Source organism: Prevotella multiformis DSM 16608 (genome assembly GCF_000191065.1).
Lineage (GTDB): Bacteria > Bacteroidota > Bacteroidia > Bacteroidales > Bacteroidaceae > Prevotella > Prevotella multiformis.
In genome coordinates this window covers 708,538-731,610 of record NZ_GL872282.1, presented here as the reverse complement: position 1 = coordinate 731,610, position 23,073 = coordinate 708,538, and the positions used below count along the sequence as shown (strand labels likewise).

The 23,073-nt window shown below is 54.0% G+C and carries 19 protein-coding genes and 1 tRNA gene; 14 read left to right on the top strand and 6 right to left on the bottom strand.

The features are described 5' to 3' along the window. The first annotated feature begins 537 nt into the window (after positions 1–537). The 4 genes from HMPREF9141_RS02975 (at position 538) to HMPREF9141_RS02960 (ending at position 7,055) form a co-directional block, all read left to right on the top strand. The gene (locus HMPREF9141_RS02975; RefSeq protein ID WP_007366978.1) at positions 538–2,964 is read left to right on the top strand and encodes a TonB-dependent receptor; all 2,427 of its coding nucleotides are present in this window, start codon (positions 538–540) and stop codon (positions 2,962–2,964) included. 14 nt (positions 2,965–2,978) lie between these two features. Beyond that, positions 2,979–4,436, top strand: coding sequence for a hypothetical protein (locus tag HMPREF9141_RS02970; RefSeq protein WP_007366977.1), 1,458 nt, complete (start codon positions 2,979–2,981; stop codon positions 4,434–4,436). A 16-nt stretch (positions 4,437–4,452) separates the two neighbouring features. After that, positions 4,453–5,859 carry a hypothetical protein gene (locus HMPREF9141_RS02965; protein ID WP_007366976.1) on the top strand — a complete coding sequence of 469 codons (1,407 nt, stop codon included), beginning with the start codon at positions 4,453–4,455 and terminating at the stop codon, positions 5,857–5,859. Positions 5,860–5,963: 104 nt separating this feature from the next. Continuing rightward, on the top strand, positions 5,964–7,055 hold the full coding sequence (locus HMPREF9141_RS02960; protein WP_007366975.1) for a DUF4876 domain-containing protein: 1,092 nt from the start codon (positions 5,964–5,966) through the stop codon (positions 7,053–7,055). 43 nt (positions 7,056–7,098) lie between these two features. Here HMPREF9141_RS02960 and HMPREF9141_RS02955 read toward each other — a convergent pair whose 3' ends face one another. Continuing rightward, positions 7,099–7,563 (bottom strand): MaoC family dehydratase, encoded by a 465-nt coding sequence (locus tag HMPREF9141_RS02955; protein ID WP_040554177.1) that lies wholly within the window; start codon positions 7,561–7,563, stop codon positions 7,099–7,101. A 325-nt stretch (positions 7,564–7,888) separates the two neighbouring features. Here HMPREF9141_RS02955 and HMPREF9141_RS02950 point away from each other — a divergent pair, with 325 nt between their 5' ends. After that, the gene (locus HMPREF9141_RS02950) at positions 7,889–8,371 is read left to right on the top strand and encodes a hypothetical protein (protein WP_007366972.1); all 483 of its coding nucleotides are present in this window, start codon (positions 7,889–7,891) and stop codon (positions 8,369–8,371) included. Between the two features lie 130 nt (positions 8,372–8,501). Continuing rightward, positions 8,502–8,891: a hypothetical protein gene (locus HMPREF9141_RS02945; RefSeq protein WP_007366971.1), complete on the top strand. Its 390-nt coding sequence runs from the start codon at positions 8,502–8,504 to the stop codon at positions 8,889–8,891. A gap of 204 nt (positions 8,892–9,095) precedes the next feature. On the opposite strand, the gene HMPREF9141_RS02940 is transcribed toward HMPREF9141_RS02945, so the two are convergent. From HMPREF9141_RS02940 to HMPREF9141_RS02920, 4 genes are all read right to left on the bottom strand, one after another. Next, positions 9,096–9,171: transfer RNA gene (locus tag HMPREF9141_RS02940), tRNA-Met, on the bottom strand. A 103-nt stretch (positions 9,172–9,274) separates the two neighbouring features. Next, complete coding sequence (locus HMPREF9141_RS02935; RefSeq protein WP_007366970.1) at positions 9,275–10,219, bottom strand: HAD-IA family hydrolase; 945 nt, start codon at positions 10,217–10,219, stop codon at positions 9,275–9,277. A gap of 597 nt (positions 10,220–10,816) precedes the next feature. Continuing rightward, the gene (locus tag HMPREF9141_RS02925; protein WP_040554392.1) at positions 10,817–12,376 is read right to left on the bottom strand and encodes a fimbrillin family protein; all 1,560 of its coding nucleotides are present in this window, start codon (positions 12,374–12,376) and stop codon (positions 10,817–10,819) included. 36 nt (positions 12,377–12,412) lie between these two features. After that, on the bottom strand, positions 12,413–12,592 hold the full coding sequence (locus HMPREF9141_RS02920) for a hypothetical protein (RefSeq protein WP_007366968.1): 180 nt from the start codon (positions 12,590–12,592) through the stop codon (positions 12,413–12,415). Positions 12,593–13,775: 1,183 nt separating this feature from the next. Here HMPREF9141_RS02920 and HMPREF9141_RS12630 point away from each other — a divergent pair. Beyond that, the gene (locus HMPREF9141_RS12630; protein WP_257009550.1) at positions 13,776–14,105 is read left to right on the top strand and encodes a hypothetical protein; all 330 of its coding nucleotides are present in this window, start codon (positions 13,776–13,778) and stop codon (positions 14,103–14,105) included. Between the two features lie 289 nt (positions 14,106–14,394). On the opposite strand, the gene HMPREF9141_RS02910 is transcribed toward HMPREF9141_RS12630, so the two are convergent. Beyond that, positions 14,395–14,850, bottom strand: a complete 456-nt coding sequence (locus HMPREF9141_RS02910; RefSeq protein ID WP_007366964.1) for a hypothetical protein — start codon at positions 14,848–14,850, stop codon at positions 14,395–14,397. A 726-nt stretch (positions 14,851–15,576) separates the two neighbouring features. Between HMPREF9141_RS02910 and HMPREF9141_RS02905 the strand changes: the two genes are divergently transcribed. The 7 genes from HMPREF9141_RS02905 to HMPREF9141_RS02875 all read left to right on the top strand — a co-directional run bounded on the left by HMPREF9141_RS02905 (position 15,577) and on the right by HMPREF9141_RS02875 (position 22,707). Beyond that, a complete protein-coding gene (locus HMPREF9141_RS02905) occupies positions 15,577–16,770 on the top strand; it encodes a pyridoxal phosphate-dependent aminotransferase (protein WP_007366963.1) in 1,194 nt (397 codons plus the stop codon). Between the two features lie 226 nt (positions 16,771–16,996). After that, a complete protein-coding gene (locus HMPREF9141_RS02900; protein ID WP_007366962.1) occupies positions 16,997–17,836 on the top strand; it encodes a MotA/TolQ/ExbB proton channel family protein in 840 nt (279 codons plus the stop codon). Between the two features lie 30 nt (positions 17,837–17,866). Next, positions 17,867–18,523: an ExbD/TolR family protein gene (locus HMPREF9141_RS02895; protein WP_007366961.1), complete on the top strand. Its 657-nt coding sequence runs from the start codon at positions 17,867–17,869 to the stop codon at positions 18,521–18,523. Next, complete coding sequence (locus HMPREF9141_RS02890) at positions 18,523–19,197, top strand: ExbD/TolR family protein (protein WP_007366960.1); 675 nt, start codon at positions 18,523–18,525, stop codon at positions 19,195–19,197. Before HMPREF9141_RS02895 ends, HMPREF9141_RS02890 begins: the two co-directional genes overlap by 1 nt. Positions 19,198–19,230: 33 nt before the next feature. After that, the gene (locus tag HMPREF9141_RS02885; protein WP_007366959.1) at positions 19,231–20,115 is read left to right on the top strand and encodes an energy transducer TonB; all 885 of its coding nucleotides are present in this window, start codon (positions 19,231–19,233) and stop codon (positions 20,113–20,115) included. Between the two features lie 13 nt (positions 20,116–20,128). Continuing rightward, positions 20,129–21,094, top strand: a complete 966-nt coding sequence (locus HMPREF9141_RS02880; protein WP_040554173.1) for a PstS family phosphate ABC transporter substrate-binding protein — start codon at positions 20,129–20,131, stop codon at positions 21,092–21,094. A gap of 197 nt (positions 21,095–21,291) precedes the next feature. Further along, positions 21,292–22,707 (top strand): tetratricopeptide repeat protein, encoded by a 1,416-nt coding sequence (locus HMPREF9141_RS02875; RefSeq protein WP_007366957.1) that lies wholly within the window; start codon positions 21,292–21,294, stop codon positions 22,705–22,707. The last annotated feature ends 366 nt before the right edge of the window (positions 22,708–23,073 follow it).

Sequence of the window (23,073 nt, the reverse complement as noted above, 5' to 3'; positions counted from 1 at the left end):
ATTTACAAGAAGCAGATGCGGTATGCAGAACCGTACCCGTATCACACACATGGCGGATACCGCACAATGATTACTGCCGGGGGCGGTCAGGTGGTCGCACACCGCCTCTTCCCTTCCTCTTGGGGAAAGGGCGGAGGAGTTCCCCAGGGCAGATGAATCGCCAAGACTCACCAGAGGGAACTCAATTTCACTAAAAGTAAGTATTGTGCAATACGATTTATTCTTTTAACTTTGCAGCCGTGAAATCGTAAAAGATTGAAAAGACAAGACAGACTCCATCTACAACCTTTGTGGACTCAGTCTTGAACCTGGGTAAAACATACGGATTTGCCTTCCCTCCTCTGCAGCAACAGGAGAGGAAGCGGGCTTGTCCGAAAGCAAAGAAATGCAGGCTGGATAAGCAGACGGAAGATGCGGTCTGAGCACATGGACAAAAATATCAACTGAGAAACAGATGCAATCCGGTACGTAGAAGAAACTGTCTGAATACGTGAAAGATGTCATCTGGGCACATAAATAAAAGTATCATCTGAGTATATGAACAAATCGAATTTGAACTATGAAAGGCGGCGTGGCAGACACGTCTTCTCCGCCCTCATCTTCTGTTCCCTGTTCCTCTTCTCGCCACCCATTGCCGCATCGCTGTCGGCACATGGGAAGGAACTTGCCGGCGGAGAGGACAAGGATGCCGGATCATCCGTTACCTTCCGGGTCGTCGCCGAACAGTCACAGGATCCGCTCATCGGTGCCGTCGTACATTGTGAGGGTGTCGCGAATCCTTCTGTCACCGACATCGACGGCCGCTGCGTCGTCAATTTCCGGCGCGCCACAGAGCGGGTGAAAGTCACGGTCTCCTATATCGGTTACAAGACGATGACGAAGGTCGTTGTCATACCGGCGGACCGCACCGTGACTTTGCAGCTGAAAGACGACTCCAAGCTGCTGGACAACGTGACCGTCACAGCACAGAAACGCCATACAAGCGTGTTGCAGCAGTCGTCGGCCATCAGTCAGGAAGCACTTGAGAAAGGCGGGGCTACCTCCCTGGCGAAGCTGCTTGAGACCGTCCCCGGCGTGAGTTCCATCAGTACGGGAAACACGATTGCAAAGCCGGTCATACAGGGAATGCACAGCAGCCGTATTCTCTTGATGAACAATGGTGTGCGTCTGGAGAGCCAGAGCTGGGGCGCCGACCATGCGCCCGAGCTCGACTATACGGGGTCGAGCATGGTGGAAGTGGTGAAGGGAGCAGAGTGCATCCGTTACGGTTTCGGCGCCATGGGCGGTGTCGTTCTGCTGAACGACGCCCCCCTGCCTTACGACAACAAGAAGATAAAGGTCAGCGGAAACGTCAACATGGGCTACGACACCAACGCGCGCGGCTTCAGCGGGTCGGGCAGCGTAGAGACCGGCTACCGGAAGTTCGGTCTGCGCCTGCACGGAATGTACACCAAGGGCGGCGACTACCATACGGCCGACTACGTGCTGAACAACACCGGCTACAACACCGTCAGCCTGTCGGCTCTTGCCGGCTGGCAGGGCAGGAAACTGACGGCGACCCTCTTCACGAGTATCTATTACCAGCGCAGCGGCATCTATTATGCCAGCAAGATTTCCGACCTGTCACAGCTGATCAAACGCTTTGAATACGGCCGGCCTGACCCGGAGACGGTCAAGCCCTTCTCCTACGAGATCAAGCCTCCTTTCCAGCAGTCGCAGCACGTGACGTTGAAGGGGGAGCTGAAGTGGAACATCAGCCAGAACCATCAGCTCGACTTCACGCTGTCGTTCCAGGAGAACCTGCGCCAGGAGTTCGAGAACAGGAAGAAGGCGCAGTGGAGCTGGATTCCGGTGCAGGACCTGATGCTGAAGACCTACAAGTTCGATGTGCTCTGGCATGCGAAGTGGAAACTGTGGAAGATGACGACGGATGCCGGACTCTCCAACACCTACCAGACCAACTTCAACTATCCCGGCACCAAGCAGCCGGCTTTCGTGCCCAATTTCGCTGCCCTTTCCATGGGCGGATACTTCCTGCACAAGGCGGAATTCGGCAGGCTGCAGTGTGCGCTGGGCATGCGCTACGACTTCCGGGTGCTGTCCGTGAACGGCTACAGCAGCCTGAGCAACTACACTTACTATGATGACTTCAAGCTCTACAGCAACTTCACGATGAGTTTCGCCACGCATTACCAGTTCAGCGACAAGTGGGACGCGCGTGCCAATATCGGCTGGTCATGGCGGCCGCCCGACATCAACGAACTTTACGCCATCGGCCTGCAGGACGGTTCCTACTGGGTGGTAGGCAACAAGAACCTTGCCAGTGAACGCGGCTACAAGCTCGTGCTGGGTACGAAATACCGCAACACATGGTTCTCCATAGAACCGAGCTTCTTCTTCCAGCGCATCAACAGCTACATTTACGACCACATCGGGACCGGCAAGGACCGCTTCCACAACCACCCCAGCGGCAAATATCCGAAGTTCATCTACGACCAGGACGATGTGAAACTCTATGGCGGTGACATCGAGGCGACGGTAAAGCCCGTCCAGGGACTCACCTTCGTGGGCAAGGGCGAATGGATGTTCGCACGCAACATCACCCACGACGACTGGCTGCCCTTCATGCCCTCCGACCGCTACGGCCTCTCCGCCACCTACGACCTGCCGCTGACGAAGGACCACAAGTACCGTTCGTCGCTCTCGCTGTCGGGCATCTACGTCACGAAGCAGACACGCTTCGACCCGGACAAAGACCTCGTCCCCGACTCGCCGCCGGCTTACTTCCTGCTGAACGGCACGGCGGAGTTCCGCATCGGACTGCCGCAGAAGCGGGAACTGAAGTTCATGGTCGTCGGAGAGAACATCCTCAACGCACTCTACAAGGAGTACACCGACCGCTTCAGGTACTACGCCCACGAGCGTGGGGCGAACTTCTCCTTGCGAACATTGTTTAAGTTCTAAATAACAGGAAAAATATGAAACAGCATAAAAACATACGGCTTCTGTCGGCCGTCATGGCCGCAGGACTGCTCTTCGCAGGCTGCTCCAACGACCGCGTGGACGAGTTCTTCAAGAAGATCGTACAGGCGCCTCCTTCGTCCATCGAACGTGACGTGAAGGGACACGAACAGATCTATGCCGTGCATGCCATCCTGAGAATGGGTTACAAAGGCGGCATGATCGGCGTAGGACCTGACGGCAACGACTCGGTACAGGCCTACAACACCTATCATCTTGTCAGCAGTGCCACGTCCATCCCTGTCATGCAGGAGATTGACATAGCCAAGGATGACGACGGACAGATGACCATCACGACCGAGCGCGACTGCTTCGACGTGATTGCTTCAGACGACATCTATTACGGGCTGGAACTGAAGTATTACGACCAGAACGGCATGCTGATCAACCACCAGTTCTCCGGTTATCCTTTCACAAAGGACAAGGAGGGCGTCAACATCCCCGACGAAGACAATGCGACGCTCCTGGTTCACCAGCATTTCTTCGGCATCGGCAACGCATCGCTGGACAAGGAGGTGGCAGACAGCACTTCCGCCGGACACGGACAGCAGGTGCGCGGCCTGCAGATGGCCTACCCGCGCTCTCTGGCGGCACAGCCTACCTATTACGACCGCTATACCTTCCGTGCGAAAGACGGCAATCCGGAACCGGCAACCAAGTTCTCCACCTCGAACATCTATGCCCCTGACGGCTTCGTACTGGGGAAAAACCAGGTGCCGTTTGATGTCGACCTGGCCTGGAAAGCCATCGAGGTGTCTGGGAAACCGGAAGCTCTGCAGCCTTACACAGTCGGCGGAAAGACCTACCGCCTCTTCAAGACAATCGACCCGATGGAGCTGAACAGGATCACCCCGGAGATTTTCACCTACGAATACCGAGACACCGACCCTGTGGAGGAGGAACTGGGCAAGCTCTTCACCGAGGCCTACAACGACGACTTCACCGACCCCGATACCGAAGCGCCGCGCCAGCGGTACGGCCACACGGTAGGCTTCCTCCGCCAGAAGCGCAGCCTCGACGTTGGCTCGGACATGGACCGTCTCGGCTTCAAGGGCGTGATGCAGTTCCACCGGGCCGACATCGCTTTCCAGCTGCAGGTGCGCATCTGCCATATCATGAACAAGGGGCAGCAGCACGCAGGAGAGTCGGAGAAGCCGGCGAAATACTGCAATACGAACAACAGCGAGCACGGATTCCTGTGGGACTTCAACCAGCTGCAGCCGGGCTGGGACAGCTTCGACATTGACTATCCGCTCTCTGTCCGTGTGATAGCGAACACGAAGGACGGAGAAGACAAGTGCTTTGAAGACGTAAAGCGGTTCTATCCGGCAGCCGACAAGGCGCAGCTGTGGCGTATGCTTACGCAGCCCCGCGACTTCTTCATACAGTACAGACAGAACGTAGTATTGATGTAAAAAAAAGACTGGGAAGATGAACAAGCTATTCAAGAATATTCTTTTGCTGTCGGCTGCCGCCCTGCTCTTCACGGCGTGCGACGACTTCGTTTTCGGCAACGTACACGTCGATTACAATGAGAACCCGCTGGGCGCAAAGGGCGTCGCCCGCAGCGGAGCCGACCGCTACGTGGACAGCCTGTCGAAAGTGAAGGTGTCCGGCGACATGGCGAACCCCGACCCCGACGGCGCCTTCAACGGATGGGCAACCTGCCTGGCGATGTTCAAGGAGGGACATTCGCACGGCGATGCCCTGATGCACGGCAACTTTGTCTATCAGAACGCTCCCTGGAAGCAGGAAGAGTTCGTCATCGTACACAACAACACCGGCAAATGGCCGACGGTGGACGTGCAGCGGCAGAGCACGGTGACCTATCTGGAACAGGCCGACGGGAAGACGGGACCTGACTACATCCGCATCATCGGCGGCAAGCTGAAACGATGGGGACTCTGCCTGTACTTCTTCAACAAGGAGGGAAGGCTGATGAACGATGACATCCTGAACCGTTCGGACGAATACCAGATATTCTTCACCGTGAGCGAGGTGGACGACAAGGGGAATCCCTACGAGGTGATGGACTGCCGCGGGACGTGGAAACCGAACAGGGACAAGTTCGGCGACTGGAAGAAAGGCGGAACGGTCGACACGACCCCTGTTCCGTCACCGTACTTCGCCAACTCGAAGACGTGGAAGGAAAGGGCCGGCCTGACGCCCAAGATCTTCGAGTACACCTATCGTGACACATGGATCCAGGATGCCATGGCCGACGGCGCACGCGAACTGTTCAACCAGCGGCTGCTCCCGCCGCTGACGCGCGAGGATGCCGACTGGGCCGTCGCACCTTACGACCAGGACCGTGTCGGGCTGAAGGGGCACTTCAACTTCGACATCGAGGCCGACGAGAACGACGCCCTCCATCAGGAATGGCCGTTGGAAATCACACGCCGTACGGATCCTGCTACGGGCGAGGCGGGCCGTTACACCCGTCCGTCCTATCTCCTGCCCAAGTTCTATCTCTCCGTGCGGGTGATGAAATGCCCGAAAGGGAAGAAAGCACTGATACCGAAAGAGGAGTATCTGAACCGCCACTCCACCTACGTCTTCCGCAGTCCGTTCATCTGTTCGGAATTCTACAACCCGGACGAGCCGAAGGAGTACGGGGCCGACTCGGAATGGAAGGAGCTGTTCCGGTTCAACATCCCCATCAAGGTGTTCTGCAGCAGTTTCGACACGGATCCTACGACCATCGACCCCAACGACCCGCTCTACTTCTACTTAGGACACGAAATCGGTCTGTCGCCGCTCGACGCGCTGGAGGCCGCACAGAATGTCCAGACGCACGGAATCGGCGGCGGATCAGGCTTCGGCAACTGGTTCCTGTAGACAGACTGCAGGTTCCCGACCGGCCGGGAACATCTGTACCGGGCACTGGGAACAGCATTCCCTGACGGTCGGGAACAGAATAAAACGTATAATCATCAAAGAATATGACAAAGCAAATGATACAAAAGAGACTGACCGCATACCTGCTCCTCGGCCTGATGTTATTCGGCCTGGGCAGCTGTACGCGCAACGAAATGCCCGTGAAGCAGTCCACCTCAAAGACGAAGTTGGACCACCTTATCATCAAGGAAGTGTTCTACGTAGGCCATTACTGGTACCGTGACGTGAAGGCATGGGGCATGAAGAACATGAACCAGATGTACAACGACGACCAGTACATCGCCATTTACAATCCTACCGGCGAGGTGAAATACCTGGACGGACTGGCTCTGTGCGACAATGCCATCGACCCGAGCAAGGCGATACAGTTCGCCCCGAAGGACGACTTCGTCAACCGCTATTACGGAGCGGCGGGCATCTCCTATTTCCCCGGAAAGGGCAATGACTATCCCGTAAAGCCGGGGCAGACCATCATCGTGGCGAAGTATGCCATCGACCACAAGGCGCGCTTCGAGTCGGAACTGGAGGGGGAAGACCTGAAGATGTATGGCGGACTGGGGGCTTTCCTGGACCTGAGCAAGGCCGACTTTGAATGGACGAACATCAATTACGACCCCGGACACAAGAACAATCCGGATGTGCCGGACCTGAACGCCATTCTCACATCGACGGACAGCAAGGGCAACATAGGTCCTTCCTACGAGTTCTCCAACATATCGGAGAGCAACGGCATCGCCTTGATAAAACTGCCCTGGACACCCGAGGACTTCCGGAAGAACTATGCCGACACCAAAGACGGGAAGGGCTATCTGCACTACATTACCGTCACGAGCAGTGCTTTCGGCGATTTCTATGCGATAGAGATTCCCTTTGAGAACGTCATCGACTGCATCACCATCTGCCCGCGCCGTATGTTCCAGATGCGCCCGAGCAAGCTGGACCGTGGATACAATGCCGTCACGGACGTGTCGTCCGCCAGCATGAAACAGAGCGATTACCCCATTTTCTCCGGACTTGCGCTGATGAGGAAATGGGACGGAAAGAAGTTCGTGGACGACAACAATACCACTGCCGACTTTGAAGTGAAGGTCGCCTCGCTGTCGAGGAAGGACAGCAAGGGGAATGCGGTAAAGTAGGGTGCTTTCCCTACTTTATCCGCCCGTGATTGCCTGTGCTCGCCTACTCGAAATAGTAAAGGAAGGTGGCGATCCCCTCGAGTGCCGGCTTGCGTTCGCCTTCTATCTCGATCCGGAAGCTGATGCCGGCCTTGCAGATGCCCCGCAGGTTCTCGATGCCGGCGAGGGTGGCGACGAGGCGAACACGCGAGCCGGCGAGGACCGGGCGGCCGAAGCGCATCTTGTCCATGCCGTAGTTGACCATCATCTTGAGGTTCTTCACCTCGATGATCTCCTGCCACATGTGCGGAAGCAGCGAGAGGGTCAGGTAGCCGTGGGCTATCGTGCTCTTGTAGGGGCTCTCCGCTTTCGCGCGTTCCGGGTCGACGTGGATCCACTGGTGGTCGAGCGTCGCGTCTGCAAAGAGGTTGATCCGTTCCTGGTCGACGAGGAGCCATTCGCTCTCTCCGAGCTTCTCGCCCAGTCGGGCAGCAAGCTCATCGTAGTTGTTTACTGTTAATTTTGCCATTGTTGTTTTCTTTTTGGTTTCTTGAAAAATGCAGTCGGGAAAGACCATGACGGGCTTCTGTCATTGATTTTCTTCTCCGCCTATGGCCGCCTGTCACCGCCTGTTATCCCCTCCTACACTTCCCTGCAAAATTACGAAAAACTTCCGGAACATCCAAATCCCCCGGCAGCCTCCCGGAAAGCGGTGAAATCCCTCCTCGAATTAAAAAAACTAAAAAAAACAACCGACACCGCCGCATCCTGATTAATTTTCATAAATTTGCAAGGAGTGCCGTGTCCGGGTGCATGTCCGCGGCGCTCGGAACAGGACAATCTAATGAGACAGAATGAAAAAGATACTCTCCCTGATCGCCGCACTCCTCATCACCGTGGGGATGCAGGCGCAAAGTGATGTCGTCACGGTGGCCGACGCCATCCGGATTTTCCAGACGAAGACGCTCTACACCGGCCGGCAGGTGCTGGAGAAGCAGGGCTACAGATACAAGGGGCTGTCGTCCGACGAGTTCGGGAAAGACCACAACTGGGTGAAGAACATGGACCTGACCAAGGATTTCGTCCCCACGGCCATGGGACGTGGAAACTCCAGCATGGTACTGCTGGCACAGGACGGAAAGACCGTCTACGTCTATGTCTTCAACCGCACCGCCTTCGCCGGACTGCAGGCACAGGTGAAGGCGATGGGCTACGACATGGGCAGGGCCGTGAAAGCTGACAAGGGGACGCTGATCTGCACGAAGGACAACCAGCCCACCATTACTTTCCTCACCCTCCAGCAGCCCTTGCCCTACTGCATGCAGATTACCGAGTAGCCGCACCCCGCCCCCCCCTGTCATCCTCGCCTATTGCCGCTTATCCTCGCCTGTCATCGCTTATCGTCCCCGCCTGCCACATTCCCTCCTGCTGGAGGGCTTGCGGAGGCTCCAGAAAACAAAGAACAGAATGAAGAAGAAACCCACCTACAAGCTCCCCGTGTCCATCTGTGCCATCGTCCTGGCGGCAGGAGCGGTCGTCCTTGCCGTGCTCATGGAGACACGCCAGATGGCTCCGCCCCGCAAATACGAGGTGGATATGTCCGGAGAGGTCATCGGCATCGACAACGGTCCGAAGACTCCTGTCCTGACGGAAGAGGAAACGAAGGAAGAGGAAACGAGAGAAGAGAAGAAGCGGGAGAAGCCTGTCCCTGCTGCTCCTGAGGAGGAGGAACCGGCCGCCGCCGAAGAGCCGGTCATCGTCCCTGATGTCCCGGAAGGACAGACCGACCCCGCTCCTGTCGTCCGGACTCCTGCCCCGGAAATCAAGAAGCCTGTGATTGACAAGGTCGAGAATTGACGGAATCCCCGTCCTCTGTTCCCTTATTCTCTTATCCTCTTTTATTCCCTTTTATTCCCTCTCATCCCCTTTTATCCTCTCTTATTCCCTCTTATCATCGCTTGTCATCGCGCTGCATCCCCTCCCTCGGAGGGGCTTGGGGAGGCTTTCTGGGGAATCCACAAAAAAGTCTGGAGTTCTTAGCAATAAGAACTCCAGACGATATGGTTGCGGGTGCAGGACTCGAACGTGCGACCTCCAGGTTATGAGCCTGGCGAGCTACCAACTGCTCCAACCCGCGATGTGATATGTTGACAATCCTTCACGGCCTTGCAGCCGTATTTCCGAATTGCGGATGCAAAGGTACGGCTTTCTCATGGAAATGCCAAGAAAATATACATTATTTAACAGATGATCCGCTCTGCGCCGGCCGCTTCCAGACTTTCCCGGCTGCCGTTTCCGTATGTCACGCCGCAGGTATGCGTCCCTGCATTCCGTCCCATGAGGATGTCGAATTCGGTGTCGCCTACGACAAGCGCCTCGTCCGCCCGGACACCGAAATGGTGCAGCGTAAGGACGACAGGGTCGGCTGCCGGTTTCTGATGCGCTGTGTCGTCGGCCCCGATGAGGTAGCTGATGTAGTCCGACAGATGCAGGTCGTGTACCAGTCCCGCAAGCGACCGGTGGCTGCGGCTGCTGGCGATGGACATCGCAATCCCCCTTTCTGACAGCCGTCCGAGCGTCTCCTCGACACCGGGGAAAGCCGTCACCGCACCCGGCACATTCTTCACGTTGAAGATCTCCGTATAGGTGGCGGCGCATTGTTCCGCCTGCGCCTCGTCCATCGGAATCATCGAAGAGAAGCATTCCTTCAAGGGAAGTCCTATGGTGCGGGCGCACTCCTCACGGCTCCGCCGGGGCAGTCCCAGCCGCCCGATGGTGGCGAGCATCGTGTCGGTGATGAGCCGGCGGGAGTCGCCGAGCGTTCCGTCGAAGTCGAAGATGACAAGGCGGATGCCCTCGAGGAGGGACGGATCTGAGAAAAGATCGGGGCGGCAGCGTGCCGGGGTCTGCCGTACCGCCGCCGCGTCTGTGCCGCCGGGAGCGGATTCTCTCCGCCGGAACCAGCCCTTGACACGCTTGTAGCCTTCCACGCCGAGGATGGCGATGCCACTGTACTGGAAGGCCTTTGCCAGCCCGAACAGCACCGCCCACAGTATTCCTTTCGTGGCGACCGGAAGGGGAAGGAGCATCTGCGAGAAGGACAGGACATAGAAAGGTACGCACATGAGCAGGATGATGACACCTGTGCGGAAAGAGAGCGTCTGGAGTCTTTTTCGGATGGACATATTCTGTTCTGTATTTCGTTTCAGCCGGCGGAGACGAGGCAGACGGGAAGCGGGAAGCTGCCTGCCGGATGCGGCTTACGGCCTGCAAAAATAGGAAAAAACTTTCTATTACAGGTCTCTGGAATGGAAAAATACAATCTCCTCTCTGTCCTGAAAGTTCTAAAAGGTCGGATAAAGGAGCGTGTTCCCTTCCGGAAGAGCAGGGCATGGTGGCCGTATTCCCTCCCGGAAGGGCAGGGCATAGTGGCCGGACTCCCTTCCCAAGAATCGGATAAAGGGGCAGTCTCTCTTTCCCGGGCATCCGTCCGGAACGTCCTCTCTGGCCGATCCGGAGCGTATTCCCCCCGCCTTCGCCACGGTCTCCTGCAAGGTACGGCCCGGCATATCCGCACAGGAACGGAGAGCCTCCGGTGCGGTGCAGGCATAGGGACACCTCCGTCCCTTTCCTGATGGACCGGCTGGACACAGGCCGGCCGGCAGCTTCCGGCACATACCGATTTGGACCAAAGAAAACTCCTTATACGCCCGCCGGGCATATAAGGAGTTTTCTTTGGTTCAGTCAACGGTTGCTGTTGACTGCCTGATGGTGCGTATGTCTTATTGCGGCCACAGCCAGTGCGCATTGTTGCGAGGCCCATATCCGGTATGTACCTCATTTTTCTGAACATACAGATTATAGGCATTTAATGCTTCATAGGGGCGTGGTGTGCTTGACCAATAATATCCTCTGACCCCGACATTTCGCAACTCCCCATTATTTAGTATATAAGTGCCGATAGCTGGCAAGTAGACATAATCATTCGGGTTGTCGGGTCTGCCGTCTTTAATGGTTTTATTGTCTTTAATAAACTGATCATATATTTTATATGATTGTTCCTTCGTGTAATCCGTTCCACCGGGAGCCGCCTTCTTCATCTCTGTTACATTCGTATGTTTGTCTGCAGCGATACCGCTGAGTTTCTTCAGCCACATGCCTCCGGCATACAGATGTTTCATGATGGACCAGAGAGAAGGATCCCAGTGAGGATCTCCATACATGACATACCACAGCATTTCGTTGGCGTTAGGGCAGGCGGCTGCCGAACGTGTTGCAGAAGTCGGGAACGGAGCAGGGTTATACCATCTCGAATCACCGGATGTTTTTGGATAGCTGGCGTTCGATCCTCCGTTCAGTATCGGCTGGTCGTTCTCATGACCTTCCCATGCGTTCTTTCCCACGGCAGCGTCCCACATATAGTATCTGTCGCTCGAATAGTGTGTGATTGCCAGATCGGTGCTTACTTTCTTGTTCTTTCCTGCCTTGCAGGTAATGTCATTATAAGTCTTGGATACTGTCCCGCGGACCTGCGTCTTCTGGTCGTAGAGGGTGTATTCCACGGTGACATGATGATATTCTCCCGGTGCAAGGACCATTATGGCCGCGTTCTTTTCATGGTCTGCTGCCTTGGGGATGACGAATCCGTTATTCGAACCGCCGTTCAGTGTGAGCGTTATGCTCCTGTTGGCAGCAGTTGCGGCGGGGCGGGGTGTCGTGTTTATCCCATTGTCATCGAATTTGAACTCTCCGGCAATTGCCTCGTCTGCCGTTACCTTGATCTGCGTCACTTTCACGTCCTCTGCAAACTCAGGGCTGTAATAAGGCGTAAAGACGAGGTAGGATGCTTTGTGAGCGAGCGTGAAGGTGTAGCTCCCGTCCCCCTGCCTGGTGGCTTCCGCCGTGCCGCAGTCTCCGTCTGTACCGATGTGCGAGGCATCGTCAGGAGCGCTCTGCGACTGGGCCGTACTTATGGTCACCTTGTCGCCATGGGCGTTGCCGTTGCCCGTATAACGTACGTTGTATTTCGACGCGGTGAGTATCCCGGGGAAATAGAACTTGGCCGTAGGAGCCTTGCCCGTGATATTGTCTTTTGTGCTTATTGTTAAAGTGCCGGCGTCGTTGATCCACAGCCTGTCTCCTGAAGTCCAATAAAACTTTATCGCCGAACCGTCGTAAGTGCCTGCTGTGCGGGTCAGCCCCCCGTCTGCGAACTCTGTCATTCCTGCGGGCACCGTGTTCTGCTGCTTCCCGTTGTCCGCCTGCAAAGTGTCGTCATTGGAGCAGCCTGCCAGTGAAAGCAAGGCTGCGACCGGTAAAGCCCAAAAATAAGAATACTTCATTTTTCTACCTTTTCTTAACTTGTGTTCCATTCTACTTTAGTTCTTGTCTTCGGCAGATTCTTCCTCAAAGAAAAAGCTTGACGGCTTTGCATTTAAAGACTCGCCGTCATCTTCTGCGCTGTGATGCCCTCCGCTTACAGAAGTCCGGAGAAGATATTCCTTCTCGCCGATGGATATTACAGCTGTCTCAGCTTTAACATACATTTTTCTTTCCATATTGTCAACTTTCGTTAGTGATTACGATTTTGAAAACTGCCGTCTGCCGGCATCTCTCTTTATAATCGGCTGATGCGTGCATCAGCCGGAACCGGACTGGCTGCCGTCCGGAGCCCTTGCGGAATCCCTGTCCGTCCGGCTGCGGCATGACACGTTCCCGTGTATGTCTGATGAATATCATGCGCACGTCCGGAGCATATGCCGGGACAGCAAGAATCTCTTTGCGGGATGTTTTACACCTTATAATACGATATAAGGATGCCATTATCCATACGGTCAATCCTTCCGGATTCCAATGACAGGTGTGCAAAGGTAGTGCTGTTTTTGTGAATGACAAAATAATTTAACTATAAATAACACGCTTGATCCCAATGGGTTCTGTCTATATGGCCGAAAGGAAAAGCCGAAGATGCCGCATAAAAGTAAAGACACAAAGAGCGGACAGATTCCCTGTCAACGACAGACCGACGCGTTTTTTCAGAACAGGGCCTCAGCAGAAATATACCTGCATGGAAAGGCATATACTGTCAGCAGCAATCAGAAATAAGTCCTCAACCCGTCAGCCAAGTTTGGAAGTAAGCGGAAAAGCTGTCGGCCCGGAACGTCAAACCACAGACCCGACATGTTAAACTGCACGGAAGAAAATCCCGCCGAAGGCCGGGACGGGGATTCCCGGCGCTTGGGAATGTGATTCCCAGCGTCCGGTACTGCTGTTCCCAACCGGTTGGGAACAGCAGTACCGGCAATGCCCACCCTGTCCATAAAGTATCAACTTTGGCTAAAATAGTATTTGCAGTTTACGCTTTTAACCCTTATCTTTGCAGCAGTCTTTCCGACTGGCCGCAGGCGGGGCATCCGATGATGTCTGCCGAGGGGGCCAAAGAAGCGTAACATCCTAAAAACCAGAAATCAAAGATAACAGCATGAACAGAAGAAGTGTTTTCACCTTATTTATTACTCCTTCTGCGGCCCCGACATGAAGTCCGTCGTAGAACCGGGGGACTTCGAGGTGCTGGTAGGAGGCAGCAGCCGGGACGAGGACCTGCAGAAAGCGACCTTTACAACAGTAGAGAGACCCCTGCAAAACTCTATTTATATCAGAACATCATATTTGATTATCAATAAGTTACACTTTTCGAGAGTCTCATGTAATGGAGTTTTACCGAGGGCTCGTAGAATGAATATGAAAAGAATACTCCTTGCCATGGCTGCCGCCTTGCTCGCAGCGAACGCGGCAGGCTTATTCAGTAAGAACCCACTGTTGAAATTAATGTTCCTCGGCTTTGGAGGCATGAATCTCTTAAACAATGCAGGACATGAAATGTTAGGAGTACCTGAGCCGTCTGCCCCCAGGAGGAACTACAAGCAATATGATGATGAGCCACTCAACCCACGCTTAAACAATGTGGCATTAAGAGGGCGATCATTAATAGCAGATATCGACAATCAACCTGTCGTTATAAATATTTCAGATACCGCAGTAGACGCATTTGAAAAAAAGCCCTACCTTTGAACACGCTTGCAAATGCGGTGTTAAGAAAGTATGACGAAAACAGAGCTTCAGCTGCTAATAGCTATGACAGGACTTTAGCTTCACAGGAAGAACAAGAGCGACAGCGAGGTTATGGAATGAAATAATTTCTTACTATCAATACTTGTTAGCACCCCTGCCGGCGTAGAAGAGTTGCGTCGGTGGGGGTTTACTATAATAAAAAAGTGGAGAAGAAAAATCTTCCCCACGGATATATTAAATCATATCTTATTTACCTCAAATAATGTATTATTACATGAAGAGAAAGTAATTACTCATAATCTACCTTTAAAGTCTTCTCGCTCAAAGTGAGTTGAACTTTTGGGATTATAGTCTCATATGTTGTATTTGCTTCAACAATCTTGCTTAGATCTGCAAATGATATTTTTTTCCTAACAATCCATTTCCCTGTTCCTCCCTCCGATCTTGGCTCCAAAATCTCCCAGCCATTCACTTCCAAATATGCAAGCCCTTCCATCATATTTCGCACAACGATAGCTCTCCCATCAGTAGTTTTCATGATAGAAGGACGCTGTTGTCCATTTTCTCCCGGAGACATCAATATTACAAAGCACTGTTCTCCATTAGCCTTATTAGCCCATCTAACTTCAATGTAAGAATACATATAATAGTCTCTCTGCGTATCAGGTGCCGTTTTGCCCTGTGCCATACTATTTAATGTAATCGCCATGAGCAGAGCTACAAGAAACAGTCTTATCTTTCCCATAACATATAAACGTTAATGAGTACGCCGATAAAAGCGTACCCATAGTTAATGATTCATCTTAAAATAACTTCTGATGGTTATCATGTGACCATCCCATAGCATCCTTATAGTTGCTATTTCTTCTCCCACGCTTACGGCTATTTCCCCCGCCTAACGCAGCCTTAATTCCTGCCCCGAAGATGCAGGCACATACTGCTAATTCAATCATGATTAATTTCCTTTCTATCGTTTACGTTCAGTTATATCTACTTACAAAGGTGCGACTTTATTTTCGGATTACAAAACATTTATCACATTATATTCAACAAAGATATTTTCAGGGAGATTGAAAGATCTGACAACCTCCTATGCTATATTCATAAAAGTTTAAATTCAATTTCGGGCATCCTGATTCTCAACCTAAAATTAGGTTTGAAGTCTCTTCGACCCGAACTTTTTTTTATTTCGGTGTAACCGTCATCTCGAACTTTTTATGTGCGATGGAGAGTGCCGTCCACAAGGAAAGTAAGGCAGACAATTGACCGGTGATTTTTTCAGGAAACCGCAATCCCGTTTTCCCTCTTTTTCCGTCCGCAGACTGCCCCCATGACACCCGGAGGGCGGTTTCGGCTGTCAATTAGGCAGGAAAAATGCCGGCAAGATAAAATAAAGAAAGAAATCTTACGTTATGAGAATGAATTTACGTACTTTTGTACTTGAAATCATTTACAAAGAAAGGAAAGTCCAATGGCACAACTATCAGACCGGCTGAACAGGCTGGCACCTTCCGCAACGCTGGCAATGTCGCAGAAGAGCAGCGAGATGAAAGCGCAGGGCATCGACGTCATCAACATGAGCGTGGGCGAACCGGACTTCATGACCCCCGACTTCGTCAAGGAGGCGGGCAAGCAGGCGATCGACGACAACTACTCGAAGTATTCGCCCGTCCCCGGCTACCCCGCCCTCCGGAAAGCCATCGCAGAGAAGCTGAAGCGGGAGAACGGTCTGGACTACGCCGCTTCCGAGATCATCGTCGGGACAGGCGGCAAACAGGGGGTGTGCAACACCATCCTGGCACTGGTCAATCCCGGCGACGAGGTGATTATCCCCGCTCCTTACTGGGTGAGCTATCCGCAGATGGTGAAGCTGGCGGGTGGTGTGCCGGTCATCGTTCCGGCCGGCATCGGGGAGGACTTCAAGATCACCGCCGCGCAGCTCGAAGCGGCCGTCACGCCGAAGACGAAGCTGGTCATCCTCTGCTCGCCGAGCAATCCTACGGGGAGCGTCTATTCGGAAGAGGAACTCGGGGAGCTGGCCGGGGTGGTGCTCGCCCATGACGACCTGTTCGTCCTCTCGGACGAGATCTACGAACACATTAATTATATAGGGGGGCACAGCAGCATCGCCGCCTGTCCGGGCATGAAGGAACGGACGGTGGTCTGCAACGGCGTCAGCAAGGCCTACGCCATGACGGGCTGGCGGCTCGGATGGGTGGCCGCGCCGGAGTGGATCGTCAAGGGACTCGGCAAGCTGCAGGGACAGTACACCTCCGGCACGAGCAGCGTCAGCCAGATGGCGGCCCTGGCGGCCTACGAAGGCGACCAGAGCTGCGTGGCAGCGTTCCGCGAGACCTTCCGCCGCCGCCGCGACCTGATCGTCTCCCTGGCGAAGGACATCCCGGGACTGGAAGTGAATGTGCCGCAGGGAGCGTTCTATCTCTTCCCGGACTGCTCCGCCTTCTTCGGCAGGAGCGACGGGAAGCGGGTCATCCGCAATTCCACCGACCTCGCCCTCTACCTTCTCGAAGAGGGACACGTGGCGACGGTGGGCGGCGAAGCCTTCGGCGCACCCGGCTGTTTCCGGATGAGCTACGCGACGGACGACGCCAGCATAAAGGAAGCACTTCGCCGAATCAAGGGCGTACTCTCAAGGCTGGAATGAGAACGGAAAAGCAAATTGTAAGGAAGTACAGGCAAAAACTATACAACCACGATTGTTAAATGTTATTAATCGTACCTATAATTTTCTTTTAATTGCTATCTTTGCGGAGATAAGACCCCCTTTCCGGCGGTGTGCCGTAGCGTGTCTGTTTACAAACACTTAAGAATCAGAAAGATATTAACAATTTAATTCATTAATAACCTAAAATTAAAAATTTCATCAAATTATGGCAACTACACAACAAAAAGCAGCCCCGAAGAAAAAGTCCGAGGGCTTCACAGGAGTTAGAGGTGCATTCTGGATCATCGTCGTTTGCGCCATCGTTGCGTTCGTACTGTTCTTCACATGGTTCGGCAACGACATGCACTTCCAGGATCCGGGTACCAACGAGACACCGGCTGACGTATGGGGTACCATCTTCAAGGGCGGCGTTGTCGTTCCGGTCATCCACACCCTCCTGCTCACCGTGCTGGCTATGTCCATCGAGCGCTGGCTGGCGCTGAAGACCGCTTTCGGCAAGGGTGCGCTTCCCAAGTTCGTTGCAAACATCAAGGCAGCTCTCAACGCCAACGACCTCGCCAAGGCCAACCAGCTCTGCGACAAGCAGAAGGGTTCTGTGGCAAACGTGGTGAAGGCTTCCCTGAACGCTTACAAGGACATGGAGACAGGTGCCAACGCTAACCTGAAGAAAGCACAGAAGGTATCCAAGATCCAGCAGGCTCACGAAGAGGCTACGCAGCTCGAGATGCCGACCCTGACGATGAACCTCCCGATCATCGCCACCATCGTCACCCTCGGTACGCTGACCGGTCTTCTCGGTACGGTAACCGGTATGATCAAGTCGTTCTCCGCTCTGTCCGCAGGCGGCGGCGCCGACTCTGCCGCACTGTCTGCCGGTATTTCCGAGGCCCTGATCAACACCGCATTCGGTATCGCTACATCCTGGTGCGCAGTGGTTTCCTACAACTACTACTCAAACAAGGTCGACAAGTTGACTTACGCACTCGACGAGGTTGGTTATTCTATCGCTCAGACATACGAAGTAAACCACACGGAAGAGGCTTAATTTTTGCTGACCCTTTAAATATTTATCGCTATGGGTAAAGTAAAAATTAAGAAGAGTGACGTCTGGATCGACATGACACCTATGTCCGACGTGATGACCCTGCTGCTTACCTTCTTCATGCTGACTTCGACGTTCGTAAAGAACGAGCCGGTGAAGGTGAACACCCCGGGTTCCGTGTCCGAGACCAAGGTGCCGGAGAACGGCGTCCTGACGATTCTCGTCAGTCCTGAAAAGAGACCTGACGGCAAGCCGACCGGCGAAGGACAGGTGTTCCTGAGTTACGACAACACCAACGAACTGGCGCAGATCGTAGACCAGATGACCACCCTGACACCCGCACAGAAGAAGACTTTCGTGGCAGAGTCCACATTTGGTACTCCTCTCGACAAGCTGGCAGCCTACCTGTCAAAGCCGGCCGCAGAGCGGAGCAAAGAACTCCCTAAGATGGGTATTCCTCTCGACAGTATCCAGGGACAGGAGATGACGGAGTTCCAGCAGTGGGTCAACGCAGCCCGCCAGGTGAACCCGAAGGTGAGACTTGCCATCAAGTCCGACGCCGATTCTCCTTATGGAACAGTTAAGAAAGTAATGAGCGAGCTCCAGGACATGGACGAGAGCCATTACTACATGATCACGCAGTTGGACGCTAAAAAGGCTGCCCAGGCAGCTAACGGAGGGGCTAAGTAATGGCAAAGGAAAAGAAAAGTAAGCAGAAGAAGATGACCGTGCGCGTGGACTTCACGCCGATGGTGGATATGCTGATGCTGCTCATCACCTTCTTCATGCTCTGTACCTCGCTTAGCAAGCCTTCGACGATGGAGCTGACCATGCCGAGCAATGACAAGACGCAGGACGATACGAAGAAGAACGAAGCCAAGGAGTCGCACTCCATCACGATCTACATCGCCGACGGAGACAAGATGTTCTACGGCAACGGTAAACCCGAGTACGACAATGCGAACTGGCTGAAACCCGCCGACTGGAGCAACACTCCGAAAGGCATCCGGTACGTTCTCCAGCACAAGCAGGTGGGCGATCCTTCTACCGGCGAGGCAATCACCGTCCCGTATCAGGACATGGAAATTGCCGTCAAGGAGCTGAACCAGAAGAAGCAGGCCGATCCGAAGGCTTATCCGGACAGCATCTACCAGTCGGAGATCGCTGCCATCAAGAGCGGTATGATCAACGGCAAGAAGGTATCGACAATGACCGTTATCATCAAGCCGACCGATCAGGCTTCTTATCGTCACTTGGTAGACATTCTCGATGAAATGCAGATTTCATATATTGGAACTTACGTCATTGACAAGCTGACAGACCAGGACAAGGCTCTTCTGGCCAAGAAAGGTGTGAAGGCTTAATCACTGATTCGTAAACAATTAAAGAAAGAAACAATGGCAAAAATAGATCTATACGATCCGAAATGGGTCGACATGGTGTTCGCCGGAAAGAACAAGGAATACGGTGCCTACAGGCTCCGTAAGACCGTCTCCCAGCGTAACATCAAAGCATTGGCTATTCTGCTGTGTGCTGCATTCCTCGGCGGTGGTTACTTGGCTTACCAGATCAAGAAGCACAACGACGAACTGGCAGCCCAGGCGGCGTATGCGGCCAAGATGGAGCTGGCAGCCCTCGAACAGGCAAAGAAGGACCAGGCGGAACGCAAGAAGAACCAGCCGAAACCGGAACAGAAGAAGATCGAACCGGAGAAGGTGGTGCCTGAAACGCGTGCCACTGTCAAGTTCACTGCCCCTGTCATCAAGGACGACAAGGACGTGAAGGAGGAAATGCCGCCTATGGTCAAGATGAACAAGGAGACGAAAGCCGTCGGCGTGGAGAACAAGGAAGGTACGGAGGACCGTACCGAAGTCGCTGCACGTACGACCGTCGCTACTCCCGAACAGGTTGTGCCGAAGATCGAGAAGCCGGTCGTTGAGGCTCCGAAGCCGGAACCCAAGGAAGAGGTGGAGAACAAGATCTTCACCGTGGCGGAGCAGATGCCTTCGTTCAAGGGCAATGTGAACGCATGGCTGAGCTCGCACCTGCAGTACCCGGCTGTGGCTGCCGAAAACGGCATCCAGGGACGCGTCATCGTCAAGTTCGTTGTCGGACGCGACGGAAGCGTCAGCCAGGCACAGGTCCTCCGCGGCGTCGACCCGTCGCTCGACCGTGAGGCGCTGCGTGTTGTCAACAGCATGCCGAAGTGGAACCCGGGCATGAACAACGGCCAGGCGGCCAACGTCTGGTTCACCCTGCCCATCACCTTCAAGCTGCAGTAAAAGCACGACTGATATGAAAAGACCGAGATTCTACATTACAGTAGGATGGATGCTGACCCTCGGCTTCCTTCTGTCCGCCTGCGGACAGAAGAAGGTCAGGGACGGCAGAACAGATACACCGACGTCAGGGACGATTAAGTTCGCCTCTGACGAAAGTTTTAGTCCTATTATCGAGGAACTGCTGCAGACGTATCAGTTCCGTTATCCACAGACCCACCTGCTGCCGATCTATACGGACGACAACAAGGGGATGAAACTGATCCTCGACCAGAAGGTCAACCTCTTCTTCACTTCGCACAAGCTGACGAAGGGAGAGGACGCCATGTTACGGGGGAAAGGTCCTATTCCGGAGGTATTCCCGATAGGATATGACGGGATCGCCTTCATCGTGAACCGTGCCAACAGCGATTCCTGCATCACGGTCGGCGACGTGAAGAAGATTCTCAGCGGACAGATTGCACGATGGAAACAGCTGGATCCGAAGAGCGGCCGGGGCGACATCGAAGTCGTCTTCGACAACAGGGCTTCGGCGACGCTGCATTATGTCGTCGATTCCATCTTAGGCGGAAAGAACATCAAGAGCGCGAACATCGTCGCGGCCAGCAGCAGCAAGGCGGTCATCGACTATGTTCACAAGACTCCCAATGCGATAGGTGTCATCGGATCCAACTGGTTGAACGACCACCGCGACTCCACGAACACCACATTCAAGAAGAACATCACGGTGGTAGGCATCTCTAAGACCACCGTCGCACAGCCCGGCAACAGCTGGCAGCCCTATCAGGCTTACCTGCTCGACGGCAGATACCCGTTCGTCAGGACGATCTATGCCATCGTTGCTGATCCCCACAAGGCGCTGCCGTGGGCTTTTGCCAATTTCGTCACCAATCCGATCGGACAGAAGATCATCTTCAAGGCGGGTCTGCTGCCTTACCGGGGAGAGATCAACATCCGGGAAGTGGAGGTGAAGACGGAATAGCGCTGGCAGGCGGCATCCGACAGGCATCAAAGTGGCACCCATGAAAGCGGCGGTCACAAAGGAGCGGTCACAGCTCCGGAGTCTCTCCTCTCCCTGCCATTTCCGCTTATCATCGCTTTTCTCCGCCCATCCCAGCTTATCATCACCTATTATCACCCATCCCCTCACAGAAAGTAACCCTTTAAAGAACGAGAATTATGAATACAAAGAAATATCTTATCGCCGGAGCATTGATGTTGGCAATGTCTGCGCCGGCAACGGCACAGGAAGTCAACTATGCCGAGGCACTGAAACCCATCACCGCTGCCATCCAGGCCGCACCGAACGACCCGAAGGCGGCCAAGGATCTCATCAAGGAGTATCAGAAGACCTTCAAGAAAAGTGAAGAGGCGATCGTCGCACTGGGCAACGTCTATCTGCTGCAGCACAATTTCACCGCTGCGACCGATATTGCCAACAGCGTGGTGAACAACAAGAAGTTCAACGGAAGTCTGGGGTATGTCCTCCTGGGCGACATCGCGGCTCTCCAGGACTCCATCGGCAACGCCGGTGCCGCCGCACAGCAGTACCAGACCGCCATCAGCCTCGACCCGCAGAACGTCGCGGCTTACGAGCGTTATGCGAAGGTCTACCGCCATGTAAACTCCAAGGTGGCTGTCGCCAAGCTCGAAGAGCTCCGCAAGGTGAAGCCGGATTACCCGGTTGAGGCGACGGCTGCGGAGATCATGCTCAGCGACGGCAAGTACAAGGAGGCGCTCGCATGGTACGACAAGGGGAATCCTGCCTATATGTCCGAGGACAACTTCTACAACTACGGTTTCGCCGCCTACATCACGAAGAACTACCAGAAGGCATTGGATGTCATGAAGAAGGGTCTGCAGAAGTTCCCGAACAGCGAATACCTCAGCCGTATCGCCATGATGGCGTCGGTCGAACTGAAGGATTATCCTTCTGCCATCAGCTACGGAAAGGTGGTCTTCGCCGGTACGGGCAAGAAGGTCGCCAACGACTATGATGTCTATGCCAAGGCGCTCTGCGGTGCGCAGCAGTATGACGAGGCCGTCAGCACGGTCAACAAGGCGCTCGAGGTCGATGCGAAGAACGTGGAGCCTCTGAAGACGCTGGCTGCCATCTATGCCGCACAGGGCAATGAGGACAAGTCGCTCGAGGTGCAGCAGGAGTATCTCTCCAAGAGCAGGAAGGCTACCAACAACGACTGGGCGACGCTTGCCAACACGTACGTGACGAAGGCGGAGGCTCTGACGGACCGTGACGAGAAGAATGCCGTCCTGGCGAAGGCGCTGGATGTCTACGAGCAGATGGTCGAGAAGTTCCCGTCTATCTCCGACTGGGTATGGCTGAACCAGGCGAATGTGGCACAGCTCATGAACGACCCGGACAAGGTGGCTGAGATCTATCAGAAGGTGGCTGCCTATGAGGAGAAGAAGCCCAAGCTCGATGAGGACAGCAAGAGCTATCTGGAGAGCGTGTACTACGGCCTCGGCTACTACTATTCGAAGAAGGGCAACAAAGAGCTTGCTGACCAGTATTTCAACAAGGTGCTGAAAGTGAACCCTGACAACGTGGATGCCAAGAAGGCACTGGGAATGTAATTATCTGAAACAATCATTGATAGGAGGGCGATGGTCGCAATGACCGTCGCCTTTTTTCGGTTCTTCCGTTAAATGCGTAGATTGGAAACAGGATAAAGGCTTATGCCCTTGCAGGGTATGACTGTCCAGAATCAGACAGTCTTAAAAGACAGGATAAACTGCAAGATAAAATACCGGAAAAAGACAAACAGATACGATGTCTGTCCGTCAGCATGTCTTTCCGACTTCTACAAACAACTTATTCTCATATCATCGGTGTTTGTAAACATTTTTATGCGGTCCAAAGCTGACACATGCTCTTCTGGCTCCTGAAAGATGCCTGATTGACTTGCAGCAGATGCCCTTTCAGCGTGTTACCAACGCCCT